The organism is Vibrio sp. MarTm2 (assembly GCF_027587055.1).
Classification (GTDB): domain Bacteria; phylum Pseudomonadota; class Gammaproteobacteria; order Enterobacterales; family Vibrionaceae; genus Vibrio; species Vibrio sinaloensis_D.
This window is the reverse complement of record NZ_JAPPTK010000005.1, coordinates 1-17842: the sequence shown is the minus strand read 5'-3', so window position 1 is coordinate 17842 and position 17842 is coordinate 1. Positions and strand designations below refer to the sequence as shown.

Below are 17842 nucleotides of genomic sequence, written 5' to 3'. Positions count from 1 at the left end.
CTTTAACAATGAAACCAAATTTTTCAGTAGATAGAGCACCAAGGCGTTCAGATGAGCCAATCTGGTGGGGCCTATTTGGCGCAGGTGGTACTTGGTTTGCAATGATTACACCTGTTACGATTTTAGTGCTGGGTATTTTGGTACCTTTAGGCGTCATCAATGCTGATGTACTGAGTTATGAGCGCGTGTCTGAGTTTGCCACCAGCATCATTGGTGCCCTGTTCATTATCGGTACACTCGCACTGCCAATGTGGCATGCCATGCACCGTGTACACCACGGTATGCACGACCTTAAGTTCCACACTGGTGTCGTTGGCAAAGTGGCGTGTTACGCGTTCGCAGGTTTAATTTCTGCCCTAGCGGTAATCTTTATCTTTATGATTTAAGAGACAAGCTAAAATCAAAAAGAGGCTGATAGATACTATCAGCCTCTTTTTTCATACCTGCTCGAGCTTTAGGTTACCCATGTACCTATTGCTGGGTCACCTTCTTCGTTTGGTCCATAAGCCCCAGAGCGCCAAAGCCAGTGATTACATCCAAGTTGGTTTTTAAGCCTGTTTCATCACTACCACCGATGTAGTTTTGCGGCATCTGAACTTGGAAGTTCTGCAGATTACTGTACAACGAGTTCGCCACATCGCGATTTAGCTCCGCTAGGTACACTTCACGGTTAGCGCCCAGTGCGGCGTACTTCGCTTTTAGGACTTCTGCTTCCGCTCGACCTTTTTCAAGTATCGCTTTGGCCTCAAATTCTGCCGATAGCGCATTCGCTTTTTGGATGGCTAGGTTGGCTTCTGCTATCGCGAGCTCTTTCTCTTTTTCGACTTCAGCAAGACGTTTGGTTTTTTCAACTTCAACGATCTCACGCTCTGCAATTTGCCTCGCGACTTCAACTTCTTTCTGCTGAGAAATGATCGCCAGTTCCTTCTGACGCTGAGCGTCTTGTACTTCACGAGTTCGCTGGATCTCTTTTCGCAACTGCTCAGTTTCCGCTTGAGCTTTCGACGTCTCTTGCTCCTGAATGGCACGGATGCGGTCGGCAACCAAACGCTTTTTGTCCGCTAATAGCTGATCAAGCTGCTTCTCTGGCTGAGGATCGCCAATGGTTACCTGAGTCACTTGGATGCCATACTGCTGCAGAGGGTTATCTTGACGAATCGGTTGACCACTTGAATCCACAACAGGCACGGTTTTCCAGACCAGTTGGTTGGTGCGTTGCAACTGATTAGCATTCGATTGATCCACCCCTACAGGTGCAAGATCTAGCTGTTCGACTTCAACCTGACGACGCTCTGTGGTGTAGATACCATCACGCAGTTGATCGCCAAGCTTAGATTTAAACTGGTTCAGCCCACCTTGGAAGAACTCTTCGCCTGTGTATTGAGTCGCGGTAATCACCGTCACGTTACGCGCATTCTTCACCAGCAACGCATCAATTAAGTTGCTGTTGTTGCGAAATTCTCGGTGCATTTTCTTCACCGCTTCTGGATCATTACTCAGTTTGAAGCGAAATGTCACCGGGATTTGACCAATATAAGTATCGGCAAAACGTACTTGCACGGGATCAAGACGTTGATAAAAGTCTTCCCCTTTACTGTTGCCGAATGAAACCGTAATCACCTGATCATACTGAGTGATTTTGGAAAGAAACGGCATTCTGAAGTGAATCCCAGGCTCGGTGAATACATCCAGTTCACCGGTGATGTTGTTTTGATGCACGTAACTGTAACCCGCGTCAGTCATCAAAACAGAGCTATTAATCGTTAAACCCAATGCGAGTAGCGGCACACCAAATACCGCGGCTTTTATTCCTCGGTGTAGCATCTGGCGACGCTGTTCGACTTTCGTTGTCTGTCCTAAGCCAATATCGTTCATTCTAATTCTCCTATACGTTGAATGAGTTCTCTTAAAACCAAACAAAAACAGAATGTTATAGAGACTCGCTTCAACGGCGTTAAATGTAACAAAACATTTAACTAAGGAATAATCGAAAGATTCACATTAATTACATGTTTTTTCCGAAATATACGCAAATCTTATTTATGAGCCGCAGATACAAAAACGCCGACCCAAAGGTCGGCGCTTTCAATACTTCAGTGATTAAAGAATAAAGCGGCTTAGATCTTCATCTTCAATGGTATCGCCCAGTTTAGCTTTCACGTAGTCGGCATCAATGGTTAGCTTAGAGCCTGATTTATCTGTCGCTTCAAACGAGATCTCATCCATCAAGCGTTCCATCACAGTGTGCAAGCGACGAGCGCCAATGTTTTCCGTGGTTTCGTTAACCGTCCACGCCGCTTCAGCGATTTGCGTGATGCCGTCTTCAGTGAACTCGATATCAACATCTTCGGTCTTCATTAGCGCAACGTATTGCTCTGTCAGAGACGCTTTAGGCTCCGTCAAAATACGTTTGAAGTCGTTGCTTGAAAGCGCTTCAAGTTCAACACGAATAGGCAGACGACCTTGCAGCTCTGGAATCAAATCCGATGGTTTCGCCACTTGGAATGCACCTGAAGCCACAAACAGAATGTGGTCTGTTTTGACCATGCCGTGCTTGGTTGACACTGTGCTACCTTCGATTAGAGGCAGTAAGTCACGCTGTACACCTTCACGAGATACGTCAGGGCCTGAGCTTTCACCGTGCTTACAGATCTTGTCGATTTCATCAATGAAGACGATGCCATTGTTCTCAACGTTAAAGATTGCCTGCTCTTTTAGCTCTTCCTGGTTGACCAGTTTTGCCGCTTCTTCTTCCGTCAAAGCTTTGAATGCATCTTTGATTTTAAGCTTGCGCTTCTTCTTAGTGTCACCCGCGAGGTTTTGGAACATGCCTTGAAGCTGATTCGTCATCTCTTCCATGCCCGGAGGTGCCATGATTTCCACACCCATTTGCGGCGCAGCCACATCAATTTCAATCTCTTTGTCGTCGAGCTTGCCTTCACGTAGCTTCTTACGGAAGATTTGACGAGTGTTTGATGAGCTTTCATCTTGCTGCTCATTCTGACCCCAAGCATCACGCGCTGGCGGCAGTAGCGCGTCAAGAATACGCTCTTCGGCTTGTTCTTCAGCACGGAATTTTACTTTTTCCATCGCTTGCTGGTGCGTCATTTTGATTGCTACGTCTGTCAGATCGCGGATGATGGTTTCCACTTCCTTACCTACGTAGCCAACTTCGGTAAACTTCGTCGCTTCAACCTTGATGAAAGGCGCATTGGCCAGTTTCGCCAGACGACGAGCGATTTCTGTTTTGCCTACACCGGTTGGACCAATCATTAGGATGTTCTTCGGTGTCACTTCTACACGCAAGCTTTCTTCCAATTGCATACGACGCCAGCGGTTACGCAGCGCAATCGCAACTGAGCGTTTCGCGTTTTCTTGACCAATGATATGGCGGTTTAGTTCATGAACAATTTCGCGAGGAGTCATTTCAGACATAATCAGTTTCCTTAAATTTGTTTGCCACTATCTTTGGTTATTCAGCGATTTTCTCAACTGGAATTTCTAGTTCTTCAATAGTGTGGTGATGGTTAGTGAATACACAGATATCACCGGCAATTTTCAGTGATTTCTCTGCGATTTCACGCGCATCTAATTCAGTATTCTCAAGCAGTGCCGTTGCCGCGGCTTGAGCAAAGTTGCCCCCTGAACCAATCGCAATCAGATCGTTTTCAGGCTGAACGACATCACCGTTACCCGTAATGATAAGTGATGCTGTTTCGTCAGCCACCGCTAGCAGAGCTTCTAACTTACGAAGTGCGCGATCGCTACGCCAATCTTTTGCCAGCTCCACTGCTGCTTTGGTCAAATGACCTTGATGCATCTGCAGCTTACTTTCAAACTTTTCAAACAGCGTGAAAGCATCAGCCGTGCCACCAGCAAAGCCCGCTAGAACTTTGTTGTTATAGAGGCGACGCACTTTGCGCGCATTGCCCTTCATTACTGTGTTACCTAGAGATACTTGTCCATCACCAGCGATGACGACTTTGTTATTACGACGTACAGATACAATGGTAGTCACGAGTAGGGCCTCATAGTTGTTTTAATCTCAGTGTTAAAGATTATATGAGGCTACCCAAAGAGGAATTCAAGGGAACAACCTTGAGATAGAAATGAAAAACGAACCCCGGGAGGTTCGTTTTTTGTGTTTTACTGTGCTTCTTTCCAAATCGCGCAAGGCTCGATCTTAGCGCGTTGAAGTTTGTGCTTATCTCGCTCTGCATCACGCTTAAATTTGTAAGGCCCTAGTACCACGCGATACCAACTGCTGCCCTCTTTTTTGCGGATTTTGCTATTGATACCCTGAAATGCGATATCCAGTTTACGTGCTTCCGCTTGTTGAGCGTTTTTGTACGCACCACACTGCATGATGTAAGGGATTTCGGAAACCACTTGCTCCTTCGCTTGCACTTCCACTTCGCGGTTTGGCAAACTTTCAACGTAATCCCATTTCTCTTCAGGAGGAGGAGGTAACGTCGCTTTTGGTTTCGGCTTTGGTTTAGGTTTTGTTTCGACAACAGGTGCTGGCGGTTCAGGGTCTGTGCTTAGAGTATACAAGCCATAACCAAAGACAGACACCAATAGAATGGCGATAAGTCCACTACGCCAGGGTTTTCGACGAGGAGCCGCTTGTTTGCGTGTAGGTTTACGCCCACTGCTGCCTCGGCCACGTTTTACATAATCTTTGTTTGCCACTGTTGTACATCAATCATAGGTGAGCCACTGCCGATATGGTAATGCAGATTGCCAAACGATGACAGAGGGGAAATGGAAGCGGCGCAGCAAAATGCACCGCTTTTGGTTGTCGTTACAGTACTCTTGGTGGCGCCGCGCTCTCTCTCACCACAAGACTCGTCTCGAGCAGCCTTGAACCAGCACGTACATCATGCCCTCGAAGCAGCTCAAGCATCATCAACATGGCTTGGCGTCCAATCTCATACCGTGGCTGAGAAATCGTGGTTAGCGGCGGATCGCAATACTGGGCGAACTGAATGTCATCGAAGCCAACGACAGACAAATCTTGTGGGACCCGTAGCCCTAACTTCTTCGCTTCTTGGATCGCGCCAATGGCCATCGCATCATTGTGACAGAATACCGCGGTAGGCGGCTCTTTGAGCGCAAGTAGTTGACGAACCGCCTTTGCACCAGCTTCAAAGGTAAAGTCTCCATTAGTGCAGTAGTTGGCGTTCATGGTGATGCCCGCACGGCGCAGCGCTTGTTGATAACCTTGATTACGGAACTGACACAAAACCGCGGATTCTGGACCCGAAATCTGTGCTACGCGCTTGTGCCCCATTTGCGTCAGATAGTTCACCGCCTCAAACGCCGATGTTAAGTTGTCGATATGAACTGTAGGAAGCTCTAGCTCAGGTGCAAATTCACATGCCATCACCATCGGAGGCAGGTTTTTTTGCTCTGGCTTACTGACATCAAAAGGAAGGTCGGTACCAAGTAGCAACATGCCATCTGCCTGCTTGGTAAAGACGAGATTCACAAATGAGCTTTCACGTTTTTTCTGTTGGCCGCTGTCGCCAAGTAAAACGATGTAGCCATGTTCCATTGCTGCGTCTTCGATTCCACGGATGATTTCTGTGTAATAGGGATCACAGATGTCTGGAATGATAGCAATGATAGTTTTGGACTCATTGCGACGCAAATTACGCGCTAAAGAGTTCGGTGAGTATCCAGCTTCTAGCACTGCATCTTCTACTCGTTTCCTGGTGGCAGAAGACACTTTTTCGGGATTCATCAACGCACGAGAAACCGTCGCTGTCGAAACGCCTGCTAGCTGGGCAACATCCTTCATTGTCGCCATAAAAATTTTACCCTCTTCAATTTCCAACATTGGTAGCGCGGTGCCACCTAAACCTTGTTGAGTCACATCCTCTCGTTCTGATTGTCGGGAGTGACGATGATGAGCTAAAGCTCATTCTTATGGTTCATTTGCGCGAAGCAAACGATTAACTTGCCGCGATATCGTGGGCATAGTCAATTAATACTTGGTCTAGTTTATTCATTTCGTCATTCAAAGTTACGGGAGATTTAACAAAACGAGCAGCTCAAACAAGATCTCAATCACAAATAAATGAAAAACATGCAAATCATTAATCTTGCAGCAACTAATTAATCCAACATTGATAACGCAAACGAATGAATCTCCCAAAAGGACTAGCTGAGATCTTGCGGTTCAATATCCAAAGTCCAACGCACTTTTTTCGCGCTAGGCAGCATTTGAATGACAGGCTTGGCGCTCGACAGTAATTTTTGCATCGTAGAGCGTTGCTGGGTTTGCAGTAGTAAGTGCCAACGGTATTTACCTGCACGCTTGGCCAAGGGAGCGGGCGTCGGTCCTAACACTTGGCAGCCATCATCAAACAGCGGATGAGCCTCTAGGGTGTGACGGACTTGACGCAAAAACTCTTCAACCAATGGGCTTTGATTGGCCTCAGCTCGAAACAAGGTAAGGAATGTATACGGCGGTAGCATCGCCAGTTTACGCTCTTGAAGCGCGGTCTCTGCAAAATGACGATAACTCTTAGTTAATAGCGCCTGCAACAAGCTATGCTCTGGGTGGTGAGTTTGCAGCACAACTTCCCCAGGTTTACTCGCGCGCCCTGCCCGGCCAGCAACTTGAATGAATAGCTGAGCTAAACGTTCAGAAGCGCGAAAATCACTGCTGTAGAGAGAGCCGTCGACATCCAACAGACCGACTAACGTGACATCGGGGAAGTGATGCCCTTTAGCAAGCATCTGGGTTCCAATAAGGATCTGATACTCACCATTTCGGATCGCAGAGAGCGCCGACTCAAGGCTCCCTTTTCTGCGAGTGCTGTCTCTGTCAATCCGTATCGCTTTGTAATCTGGAAATAGCTGCGCGAGTTGTGCTTCTAATTGCTCAGTTCCGACACCAACCGTCACCAAGTGTGTCGAGCCGCATCCTTGACACTGATGAATAATGGGTTGCTGAGACCCGCAGTGGTGGCAACGAATCTCATTACTGTACTGGTGGTAGGTATAGTAGGCATCACAGCGTTTACATTCTGCAATCCAACCGCATTCATGGCACATAAGAGCCGGAGAGAAGCCACGTCGGTTAAGAAACAGCATCACTTGATTGCCAGCCTGTAAGTGCTTACGCATTTCGGCAATCAAAGGCGCAGAGAGACCACTCTCTAAGTACAATCCTTTGATATCTAGTACTTTGTTGGTGGTTGGCGTCGCATTACCCGCACGCTTAGAGAGGATCAAATGGTGATACTTGCCTTGCAGTGCGTTGTGGAGCGTTTCCAGCGCAGGGGTCGCAGAGCCAAGCACAATGGGAATCTGCTCTTTGTTCGCTCTCATAACCGCAACATCCCGAGCATGGTAGCGGAGACTGTCTTGCTGTTTATACGAAGCGTCATGCTCTTCATCAACGATGATAATGCCCAAGTTGTGAAACGGCGTGAGCAATGCTGACCGAGTACCAATAACAATCCCCGCCGCGTTGTCTCGAGCCGACAGCCACGCGTTCAATCTTTCGCTATCATTCAATCCAGAGTGAATTACTTCAACAGGAACCGTGAAACGCTTTTTGAATCGATTGATGGTTTGAGGAGTAAGGCCAATTTCCGGAACCAGGACTAACGCCTGCTTTCCTTTCTCAAGTACAGGTTTTATCAAGTTGAGATACACTTCGGTTTTACCTGACCCCGTCACCCCTTCCAGCAAAAAGCACCCAAAACCATCGGTACTATTGACGGTCGCAATCGCCACCGCTTGTTCGGTGTTGAGCTTCGGCTTTTCAACAGGCGCTTCAACGTCTTGGCTCCAATCTCGAATGACGGGTTTGCGCTCAATCGATTCTATCCACCCTTTCTCACTTAACGTTTTTAGAACGCTAGAACTGATGTCTTGATCAATAAACGCCTGGTGAGGAACCGATCCAAGCTCGAGCATGTGCATCACTTTCGCCTGTTGTACTGCTCGACCGAACCCCTGCATGAATTGGTCACGCCCCAGCGACGTCAGTTGCCACTCCACCAGCGCAGCAAAATCGGCAGGCTTGCCCTTTCTTAAGGCACTCGGCATAGCATTAAGTAAGGTATCGCCCAGCGGGTACTGATAGAACTGGCTACACCAATACAACAAAGAGTAAAGCGTATCTGGCCATACAGGTTGGCTATCAAGTACTTGTTTGATCGGTTTGAGCTTATCAACACCAAATTCCGACTCATTCACCAATGCGGTAACCACACCAACCAGAGTTTGTCGACCAAACGGCACCGACACTCGCCCGCCGATAATCGGAAAAGCATGTGAAGGGATCTGATAATCAAACTGTTTGTCCAGTGGAACAGGTAACGCCACTCGCGCAATCGTTGGTCGCATAATAGCCATTAAAGAAGTGTAAAGTGAGACCAAACCAGTGTAAGGGAAAAGGTCAAAAGTAGAAAGAGACGGGATTTGTTGACCAAAACTTAGCTTGAGAGAATACCAACAAGCACCTTTGCCATATTCGGCTAAAAAAGTAGCACTTTTCTCTGTAAACGGGTTGATTCAGAGAGATGGATTCATTACTATAGCGCGCCTTAGAGATATGGCTCGCCAATGGCAGCGGTATCCAAGCTATTTTTTAACTACGTGTGGTGTCCGGCTAAGATTCGGATAGCGACACGGCCTATATTAGAGGTTCTCCCATGAAAGCTGGTATCCACCCAGAGTACAAAGCTGTTAAAGCAACATGTTCTTGTGGCAACTCTTTTGAGTTCAACTCAACTCTAGCTAAAGAGTCAATCCACCTAGACGTATGTGACAAATGTCACCCGTTCTACACTGGTAAGCAACGTATCGTTGATACAGGCGGCCGTGTTGATCGCTTCAACAAGCGTTTCGGTGCTCTATCAAGCAAGAAGTAATTACTTCTTAACCGAATCTAAAAAGGACGCTCTGGCGTCCTTTTTTGTTTTTCACGTTCAGAAAAGTCTTTATTAACACAGTGTATTGCTTCATCAATATTGAGAATTCCTAGCGACATCTCTATTCATCTGGTCTAATCTCCAGTGAATTGACACCTTTTGGCGTTACAGGTCGCATTCTGACCTTTGCAGCTTGACTTAGTTACTCTAGAATGGATTCCCCCTTTCCAAACATTAATAACGAGTACCTACACCTATGTCATCTGACAATCACCAAGAACTATCCCCTGAAGAACAATTCCGTCAACAGGCGTTGGATTACCATGCTTACCCAACAGCCGGTAAGATCTCTGTTGAACTAACCAAACCTGCGGAGACCGCAACTGACCTCGCGTTAGCATATAGCCCAGGTGTAGCGGAGCCCGTTCGTGAGATCGCGCAAAACCCAGACAATGTTTACAAATATACGTCTAAAGGCAACATGGTTGCGGTTATTTCAAACGGTACTGCGATTCTTGGTCTAGGTAACTTAGGTCCGCTGGCCTCAAAACCAGTTATGGAAGGTAAATCACTGCTATTTAAACGCTTCGCTGGTTTGGACTCGATTGATATTGAAGTCAAACACCGCACTATTGAAGAGTTCGTTGATACCGTCGCCAACATTGCTGACACCTTTGGTGGTATTAACCTAGAAGACATCAAAGCACCGGATTGCTTCGAAATTGAAAAGCAACTGATTGAACGTTGTGATGTTCCTGTTTTCCACGACGACCAACATGGTACTGCAATTGTTACTGCGGCGGGCATGCTTAACGCGATCGAGCTACAAGGTAAAAAGCTAGAAGAGGCGACGATCGTTTGTTTGGGCGCAGGTGCTGCCGCTGTAGCTTGTATGGAGCTACTGATCAAATGTGGCGCGATGCGTGAAAAGATTTATATGCTTGACCGTAAGGGGGTCATTCATACTCGTCGTGACGACCTAAATGAGTACAAGCAGCTATTCGCCAACAATACAGATAAACGCACGCTTGAAGATGTGATCGAAGGCGCGGACCTGTTCTTAGGTGTATCTGGTCCTAACCTACTTCCGGCTGAGGCTCTAAAGCTGATGGCCGACAAACCTGTTGTGTTTGCTTGTTCTAACCCTGATCCAGAGATCAAACCGGAACTGGCGCATGAAGTGCGTGATGACCTCATCATGGGTACAGGCCGCTCTGACTATCCAAACCAAGTGAACAACGTTCTTTGCTTCCCATTCATCTTCCGAGGTGCGTTGGATGTTCGCGCAAGTGAAATCAATGATGAAATGAAGCTGGCAGCGGTTGATGCGATTCGTCAACTGGCGAAAGAAGAAGTGCCGGCGGAAGTCCTTAAAGCTGCGGGCGCAGAGCACTTAGAATTTGGACCAAGCTACATCATTCCAAAACCAATGGATGCTCGCCTACTACCTCGCGTTGCTAAAGCTGTGGCACAAGCGGCCGTTGACTCTGGTGTTGCGCGTATCGATATGCCTGAAGGTTACATGGAAGCGTAATCGTCACGCCTCTGAAAACCAAAAGCCGCTAACCTAAAGTCAGCGGCTTTTTAGTATCTGAAACAAATCGACGACAGCAAATTAAGAGGTGCGTTTGTTACCAATTATGGACTAACCAAGGCGTGTTTTTATTCTTCGTCAAACGCTTCGTACTCGATCCCCATTTCTTCCATCAGTTTTTTCACTTCTGCAGGGATATCATCTGGACGATCTTTTCTTAAATCTTCATCCGTTGGTAGTGGCTGACCGGTATAGGCATGCAAAAATGCTTCACACAATAGCTCACTGTTTGTTGCATGGCGTAGGTTATTAATCTGACGACGAGTACGCTCATCCGTTAATACCTTCAATACTTTCAATGGAATAGAAACCGTGATCTTCTTTACTTGTTCGCTTTTCTTTCCATGCTCAGCGTATGGGCTTATGTATTCGCCATTCCAGTCTGCCATTGCGCACCTTAATTCATTTTTATGTTTAGTTGAGTAAAGCGCAATTTTAGCGGTATTTATAGCCACAAGCAAAGACATATAGACGTCTAGAAGTGTTGACGTCTCTAAAAATGAGAAGTAAAGTGGTGAGATATGGAGATGGAATAACATATATCTAACATCCATCAGGTATATCGTATTCCCTACAAGTTGTCACCACTGTTCGAAAGGAAACACTTATGAGCGCCCATAAGCCAGCCACCATTGCCGTACGTACTGGTATTGAATCAGACACTCAACACCACGCTGTTGTTCCCCCTATTTACCTCTCGACAAACTATGGCTTTCCAGCATTTGGTGAAGTTCCTCAGTATGACTATACCCGCTCAGGCAACCCAAACCGCGGCTTGCTTGAAACCGCATTGTTTGAGTTAGAGTCAGGCAAAGGCGCGGTAGTGACAAATTGTGGCACCTCTGCGCTCAACTTATGGGTGTCTGCATTTTTGGGCCCAGATGACCTCATCATCGCGCCTCATGACTGCTACGGTGGCACATACCGTTTATTCAACACGCGCTCACAGAAAGGTGACTTCCAAGTGCAGTTTGTTGATCAATCGGACGAACAAGCGCTCAATGCCGCCATTGCGCTAAAGCCGAAACTCATCCTGATTGAAACCCCTTCCAACCCTTTAGTGCGCGTAGTCGATATCGCAAAAGTATGCGCCAAAGCAAAACAGGTTGGTGCACTCGTCGGTGTCGACAATACCTTTTTAACACCAGTGTTCCAAAAGCCTCTCGAATTAGGCGCAGACTTCGTTATTCACTCAACCACCAAGTACATTAATGGCCACTCAGATGTCATTGGTGGCGTGGTCGTGACTAAAACCGAGCAACATGCAGAGGAGCTTGCTTGGTGGGGCAACTGTATCGGCGCGACAGGTACTCCATTTGACAGTTATATGACCCTACGTGGCATACGCACCTTAGGGGCTCGCATGAAGGTGCATGAAGAAAGCTCGGCGCAAATCCTTGAGTACCTCAAAAACCAAGACCTTGTTGGAACCATTTATCATCCGAGTCTTCCGGATCATCCAGGACACGAAATAGCTAAACGACAGCAGTCTGGCTTTGGCTCTATGCTCAGCTTTGAGTTTGCAGGAAGCTTTGAGCAGCTCAAACACTTCGTTGGCCAGCTCGAACTCTTCTCACTAGCCGAGTCTTTGGGTGGCGTAGAGAGTTTGATCTGTCACCCAGCTTCGATGACGCACAGAGCGATGGGTGAAGAGGCGCTTGCAGAAGCGGGAGTCACTCATCAGTTGCTCCGCTTGTCAGTCGGTTTGGAAGATGCCGATGACCTAATTGCAGACTTAGACCGCGCCTTTAATCAAACCAAGGAGGCATGCTAATGACTGCTTCTCGTCAGCTGCACAAATTTGGCGGCAGTAGCCTCGCCGATCCCGAATGTTACCGCCGCGTAGTCACCATCTTAAAAGAGTACTCCAACAGCGAAGACCTGATTGTCGTCTCTGCAGCAGGAAAAACCACCAATCGACTGATCGAGTTTCTTGAATCCCTCAATAAAGATGGTCGACTAGCGCATGAAGTGCTACAAAACCTCCGCCAATTCCAAACTTCCTTGATTGAAGAGCTGATCACATCAGACGAACAAGATGCCTTGTTGGCAATACTTCATGATGAGTTTTCAACATTAGGCGAATTGACCGCACCACTCACTGAAGCGGAGAAAGCGGCGGTACTTGGCCACGGTGAAGTATGGTCATCTCGTCTCCTAGCGGCGCTCCTTAACCAAAGCGACCTAAACGCCGTTGCACAAGATGCTCGCGCCTTCTTACGAGCAGAGGTCGGGACTCAACCAGAAGTCGACAGAGGTGCGTCATACCCGCTATTAAAGGAAGTGTTGGTACAGCATGCTCATCACCGAGTGGTGATTACTGGCTTTATGGCGCAAGATAACCACGGCCAAACCGTGCTGCTTGGTCGAAATGGCTCCGATTACTCCGCCACCGTCATCGGGGCACTGGCTGAAGTCAGCCGCGTGACTATCTGGAGTGATGTTGCTGGGGTATACAGCGCGGATCCACGTATCGTGAGTGATGCATGTTTACTGCCATTACTCAGACTGGATGAAGCCAGTGAACTCGCTCGTCTCGCTGCCCCTGTCTTGCATAGCAGAACGTTACAACCTGTCGCTCAAAGCGCAATGGATCTGCATCTTCGCTGTAGCTACGAGCCAGAGTCGGGGTCGACTCGCATAGAGCGTGTATTGGCTTCTGGTCGAGGAGCAAAAATCATTTCCTCACTCAGTGAAGTACTGCTTATCCAACTCAATTTTTCTGCGGGTCATGATTTTTCTCGACTCGAAAAAGAAGTCCTTTCAAGCCTGAAACGCGCTCAGCTTGAGCCATTGACCTATGAAGTTCAACACGATCAGCATACCCTGCGTCTTGCTTACACCGCAGAAATTGCCGGCGGTGCGCTAGAACACCTGCAAGATGCCGCAATCGAAGCGGAAATTAAATTAAAGGAAGGCTACTCATTGGTTGCAGCAGTAGGTGCGGGAGTGACCAAAAACGCCAACCACTGCTATGGTTTCTATCAAAAGCTGAAATCATCGCCTGTTGAATTTGTTTCTGAATCTCAATCTGGCTTGAGCTTAGTCGCCGTTTTACGCAAAGCCGACACCACTCCGTTGGTAAAAGCTATTCACAGCCAGTTGTTCCAAGCTCAAAAACGCGTGGGCATAGCCCTGTGTGGCAAAGGGAATATAGGGTCAAGTTGGCTAACCCTATTTGCTGAACAAAAAACCGAACTAGAAAAGCGCCGCGGTATGAACTTTGAGTTAGTTGCTGTCATCGACAGCCAAACATATTGGTTCGACCCGCAAGGTATTGATGCCGCAACTGTGAGTGCCCACTTTGACGATGAAGCCACCGAGTATCAACCTGGAGAGTGGATTACCAAGCTTGGTGCGATTCAAGGTTACGATGATGTCGTCGTTTTGGATGTCACCGCAAGCAAAGAGCTGGCAAGCCAATATTTGAAAATTGCAGAGCAAGGTATGCATCTAGTATCGGCGAACAAAGTCGCGGGTTCGGCTTCAAGCAAATATTATCATCAAGTCCAAGATGCCTTCGCAAAGATAAATCGCCATTGGCTATACAACGCAACTGTCGGTGCAGGACTTCCTATCAACCACACAGTGCGTGATTTACGAGAAAGTGGGGATGATATCCAAGCACTGTCAGGAATCTTCTCTGGAACGCTCTCATGGCTTTTCCAGCAGTATGATGGTTCGGTACCTTTTGCCGAGTTAGTTGATTTAGCCTGGCAACAAGGCCTTACCGAGCCCGATCCACGCAACGACCTTGATGGTTCGGATGTTATGCGCAAACTGGTTATCCTTGCCCGCGAAGCAGGATTAGCCATAGAGCCAGAAGCCGTCAAGGTCGAAAGTCTAGTTCCTGAAGAGTTGGCAGCGCTCTCACTCGATGACTTTCTAGACAAGAGCCAATTGCTCAGTGAACTACTTGCGGAACGACTCAAGAAAGCCCAGCGTGAAGACAAAGTGCTTCGTTACGTTGCCCGTCTCGAGAAAAATGGCCAAGCGAGCGTCGGCGTCGAAGCATTAAGCAAAGAACATGCACTGGCTAATCTACTGCCATGTGACAACATTTTCGCGATTGAGAGCAAATGGTACAAAGACAATCCACTCGTTATCCGTGGACCAGGCGCAGGAAGAGAAGTGACCTCTGGCGCGATTCAATCGGATCTCAATCTACTCTCTAGCTTCCTTTAAACCTACCTAGGGCTGTCTTATACAGCCCTTTTTCATCCTGACTCGCAAACTCTGTCTAAAATCATAGACAGAGAACTCCAGTAAAGTGAACTTCAATATCGCTCATGTTCAAGTTGAATAAAATTCATAATTAGATTATTGACATTAAATGGTATCCAAGACATTCTGTGGACATATAGACGTCTAAACGTCAATTTAAGGATTTGAATTTGAGCGGGCAGAGTTGCCACAGGGAGAGTAAGATGGGATACACACACGCAGGTCATATTGACGCCTTAAACCAGAATATCGCTGAACTTTCTGACAACATCAATGTGTCATTTGAATTTTTTCCGCCAAGTAGCGAGAAAATGGAAGAGACGCTTTGGAACTCTGTGCACCGCCTAAAAACACTAAAGCCGAAGTTTGTTTCTGTGACCTATGGAGCTAACTCAGGCGAACGTGACCGTACCCACTCAATCATCAAAGAAATCAAAGCTGAAACTGGCTTGGTCGCAGCACCACACTTAACCTGTATTGATGCGAACCGTGAAGAACTAATTCAAATCGCTGATGACTATTGGAATAACGGCATTCAAAGCATTGTTGCACTGCGTGGCGATATCCCTCCGGGTGGTGGTAAGCCCGAGATGTACGCCTCCGATCTTGTAACATTATTAAAAGAACGTCATGACTTTGATATCTCGGTTGCCGCTTTCCCTGAAGTCCACCCTGAGGCGAAAAGTGCGCAAGCTGATCTTCTGAACCTAAAACGCAAAGTCGACGCTGGAGCAAACCGTGCCATCACCCAGTTCTTTTTTGATGTAGAGAGCTACTTACGATTTCGTGACCGTTGTGTTGCAGCAGGTATCGATGTTGAAATCGTTCCTGGTATTCTTCCAGTCTCAAACTTTAAGCAGGCCTCACGCTTTGCTGCACAGAATAACGTAAAAGTACCAAGTTGGATGGCTAAACAGTTTGAAGGTCTGGATGATGATCCGACAACTCGCCAGCTAGTTGGTGCAAGCCAAGCGATTGACATGATTCGAGTACTGAGCCGTGAAGGTGTGAAAGATTTCCATTTCTATACGCTAAATCGTGCGGAAATGACATACGCTCTGTGTCATACGCTAGGTGTTCGACCTTCCGCTTTATAATCGATAAAACGCAAAAAGGTTGGCATTCGCCAACCTTTTTTCAATTCAGTCACAGATAAGTGTTCAACTTACTCGACTTCATCCATTTTACCTAGAAGGTTACGGATGCGATCTTGCCATGCAGCATGTTCTTGTTGCATCTGTTGAGCCTTTTTCTCCAATTCTTCGCGGCTAGAACGTAGCTCATTTGCCTCAAGAGCAAGCTTTTCTTTCTCTTCTTTCAGCTCTTCAACTTCCATCTGTAGCAAAGAAATAGTGTCGACTGCTGTTTGGATTTTCGCTTCTAGTTGTTCTAGTACTTCAAAAGACATCTTAGCCTACCTTTAGTTATTCGTTTATGTGAAGGGCTCTCCACTCAATACCTTCATTCTACTCAGCCCGAGAATGATAAACACGCCCTATATTCGATATTTTGTGCCATTCGGTCAAAAAAACAGCACAGCTTGACAATCCCCTGACTGAAAGAGATTCAAAGTGCGAACCCGAGGAATTTCGACGCTGCTTTGATCGAGTTCAATTCAAATTACACGAAATAGCAAACGTTTTCCTGTCATTGTGTTAGAATCCTGCCGATTTTCTCATTCCCCCTTACTTTGGAGCTATCATGAAACGCGATTTAGCAATGGCATTTTCTCGAGTAACAGAAGGCGCTGCATTAGCAGGCTATAAATGGCTTGGCCGAGGCGACAAAAACGCCGCCGATGGGGCCGCTGTTGAGGTGATGCGCTCACTGCTCAACAAAACAGAGATCAGTGGTGAAATTGTGATCGGTGAGGGTGAGATCGATGACGCGCCAATGCTGTATATCGGAGAAAATGTCGGTATCGGGGGCGATGAGGTTGATATTGCAGTCGATCCTATTGAAGGGACGCGTATGACCGCAATGGGGCAGTCTAACGCTTTAGCCGTTCTTGCTGCGGGAGAGAAAGGAAGCTTCCTGAAAGCGCCAGATATGTACATGGAGAAACTCGTTGTTGGTCCTGGCGCAAAAGGCTGTATCGATCTCCATAAGCCACTAAAAGAGAACCTAGAGAATATTGCTCAGGCACTGAACAAGACACTCGATACCTTGGTCGTCATAACACTCGCAAAGCCACGTCATGATGATGTCATTGCTGAAATGCAATCAATGGGTGTCAGAGTCTTTGCCGTGCCTGATGGCGACGTAGCAGCGTCGATCCTGACTTGTATGCCAGACAGTGAAGTTGATGCGATGTACTGTGTAGGTGGCGCTCCAGAAGGCGTCGTCTCCGCCGCAGTCATCCGTGCACTAGACGGTGATATGAATGGACGACTACTCCCTCGACATGAAGTGAAAGGGGATAGCGAAGAAAACCGCATCTACGGCGCCGCAGAGCTAAAACGCTGTGAAGAGATGGGTGTTGAAGCGAATGTAGTCTTGAAGATGGAAGACATGGCGCGCAGTGATAATGTTGTTTTTTCAGCTACGGGCATCACTAAAGGGGACCTATTAGAAGGTATTACACGCCAAGGCAATATCGCAACAACAGAAACTCTATTGATTCGCGGCCGTTGCCGTACGATTCGCCGTATCAAATCAATTCACTACCTTGAACGTAAAGACCCAGAAGTCAGAGATATTATTCTCTAACTCTTATCGAATATTATGAGTTAAGGCCAGCTTCTGCTGGCCTTTTTTGTATCCGGAACAATTTGGGAATTGAAAGAATGCGCCTGCATTTAACATCGTTGTATCCCTTCCAGAGCCCTCAACAAGTAATAAAAGCCTCAACCTAAACTTTCTTCTAATGATTAGTATGCAAGCATGAAACGAAGCTTATTGTTATAGATTCAGTGGCAGGAAAGTTACAGGTCAAAGACGTCTTTAGACTGGCGGTTCAGAATGACTAGGCTTTCAAATAAGTAGCAAAGTGATTGAATTGATACTCGATTCCATGGGTGAACGCACGGGCTCGATGGTTCGATATTCCGGCACGTGAAAAAGTACGCAGTATTTTCGGAAATCTGAAACGTAAAAAAGCCCTAGTCTTTCGACTAGGGCTTAGTATAAG

At 47.0% G+C, this 17842-nt stretch carries 15 protein-coding genes; 7 read left to right on the top strand and 8 right to left on the bottom strand.

Features of this window, described 5'->3' with window-relative positions; translation table 11 throughout:
* Positions 1 to 8 precede the first annotated feature (8 nt).
* Positions 9 to 386, top strand: a complete 378-nt coding sequence (frdD, locus tag OH458_RS11885) for a fumarate reductase subunit FrdD (protein ID WP_269978506.1) — start codon at positions 9 to 11, stop codon at positions 384 to 386.
* 85 nt (positions 387 to 471) lie between these two features.
* Here the strand turns inward: frdD and OH458_RS11880 are convergent, their stop codons facing one another.
* The 6 genes from OH458_RS11880 to priA all read right to left on the bottom strand — a co-directional run bounded on the left by OH458_RS11880 (position 472) and on the right by priA (position 8367).
* Positions 472 to 1875, bottom strand: coding sequence for an SPFH domain-containing protein (locus OH458_RS11880; RefSeq protein ID WP_038141186.1), 1404 nt, complete (start codon positions 1873 to 1875; stop codon positions 472 to 474).
* A gap of 225 nt (positions 1876 to 2100) precedes the next feature.
* Entirely contained in the window at positions 2101 to 3435 is a 1335-nt protein-coding gene (hslU, locus tag OH458_RS11875; RefSeq protein WP_269978505.1) for an HslU--HslV peptidase ATPase subunit, read from the bottom strand.
* A 37-nt stretch (positions 3436 to 3472) separates the two neighbouring features.
* Positions 3473 to 4018, bottom strand: coding sequence for an ATP-dependent protease subunit HslV (hslV, locus tag OH458_RS11870; protein ID WP_269978504.1), 546 nt, complete (start codon positions 4016 to 4018; stop codon positions 3473 to 3475).
* Between the two features lie 128 nt (positions 4019 to 4146).
* Positions 4147 to 4692: a cell division protein FtsN gene (gene ftsN, locus OH458_RS11865; RefSeq protein WP_038186689.1), complete on the bottom strand. Its 546-nt coding sequence runs from the start codon at positions 4690 to 4692 to the stop codon at positions 4147 to 4149.
* A gap of 112 nt (positions 4693 to 4804) precedes the next feature.
* Positions 4805 to 5812 carry a DNA-binding transcriptional regulator CytR gene (gene cytR / locus OH458_RS11860; protein ID WP_269978630.1) on the bottom strand — a complete coding sequence of 336 codons (1008 nt, stop codon included), beginning with the start codon at positions 5810 to 5812 and terminating at the stop codon, positions 4805 to 4807.
* 353 nt (positions 5813 to 6165) lie between these two features.
* Positions 6166 to 8367, bottom strand: coding sequence for a primosomal protein N' (gene priA, locus OH458_RS11855; RefSeq protein WP_269978503.1), 2202 nt, complete (start codon positions 8365 to 8367; stop codon positions 6166 to 6168).
* 308 nt (positions 8368 to 8675) lie between these two features.
* Here priA and rpmE point away from each other — a divergent pair, with 308 nt between their 5' ends.
* Both rpmE and OH458_RS11845 read left to right on the top strand, forming a co-directional pair.
* Positions 8676 to 8894 (top strand): 50S ribosomal protein L31, encoded by a 219-nt coding sequence (rpmE, locus tag OH458_RS11850; protein ID WP_004743259.1) that lies wholly within the window; start codon positions 8676 to 8678, stop codon positions 8892 to 8894.
* 256 nt (positions 8895 to 9150) lie between these two features.
* The gene (locus tag OH458_RS11845) at positions 9151 to 10428 is read left to right on the top strand and encodes a malic enzyme-like NAD(P)-binding protein (RefSeq protein ID WP_039627101.1); all 1278 of its coding nucleotides are present in this window, start codon (positions 9151 to 9153) and stop codon (positions 10426 to 10428) included.
* Positions 10429 to 10556: 128 nt separating this feature from the next.
* On the opposite strand, the gene metJ is transcribed toward OH458_RS11845, so the two are convergent.
* Positions 10557 to 10877 carry a met regulon transcriptional regulator MetJ gene (gene metJ, locus OH458_RS11840; RefSeq protein WP_038141179.1) on the bottom strand — a complete coding sequence of 107 codons (321 nt, stop codon included), beginning with the start codon at positions 10875 to 10877 and terminating at the stop codon, positions 10557 to 10559.
* 218 nt (positions 10878 to 11095) lie between these two features.
* Between metJ and OH458_RS11835 the strand changes: the two genes are divergently transcribed.
* The 3 genes from OH458_RS11835 (at position 11096) to metF (ending at position 15809) form a co-directional block, all read left to right on the top strand.
* Positions 11096 to 12262: an O-succinylhomoserine (thiol)-lyase gene (locus OH458_RS11835; protein WP_269978502.1), complete on the top strand. Its 1167-nt coding sequence runs from the start codon at positions 11096 to 11098 to the stop codon at positions 12260 to 12262.
* Entirely contained in the window at positions 12262 to 14673 is a 2412-nt protein-coding gene (locus OH458_RS11830; protein ID WP_269978501.1) for a bifunctional aspartate kinase/homoserine dehydrogenase II, read from the top strand. Before OH458_RS11835 ends, OH458_RS11830 begins: the two co-directional genes overlap by 1 nt.
* A 242-nt stretch (positions 14674 to 14915) precedes the next feature.
* Positions 14916 to 15809 (top strand): methylenetetrahydrofolate reductase, encoded by an 894-nt coding sequence (gene metF / locus OH458_RS11825; RefSeq protein WP_038141175.1) that lies wholly within the window; start codon positions 14916 to 14918, stop codon positions 15807 to 15809.
* Between the two features lie 68 nt (positions 15810 to 15877).
* Here metF and zapB read toward each other — a convergent pair whose 3' ends face one another.
* On the bottom strand, positions 15878 to 16120 hold the full coding sequence (gene zapB / locus OH458_RS11820) for a cell division protein ZapB (RefSeq protein ID WP_269978500.1): 243 nt from the start codon (positions 16118 to 16120) through the stop codon (positions 15878 to 15880).
* A 293-nt stretch (positions 16121 to 16413) separates the two neighbouring features.
* On the opposite strand from zapB, the gene glpX reads away from it, so the two are divergent.
* Complete coding sequence (gene glpX / locus OH458_RS11815) at positions 16414 to 17421, top strand: class II fructose-bisphosphatase (protein ID WP_038141173.1); 1008 nt, start codon at positions 16414 to 16416, stop codon at positions 17419 to 17421.
* Positions 17422 to 17842 lie beyond the last annotated feature (421 nt).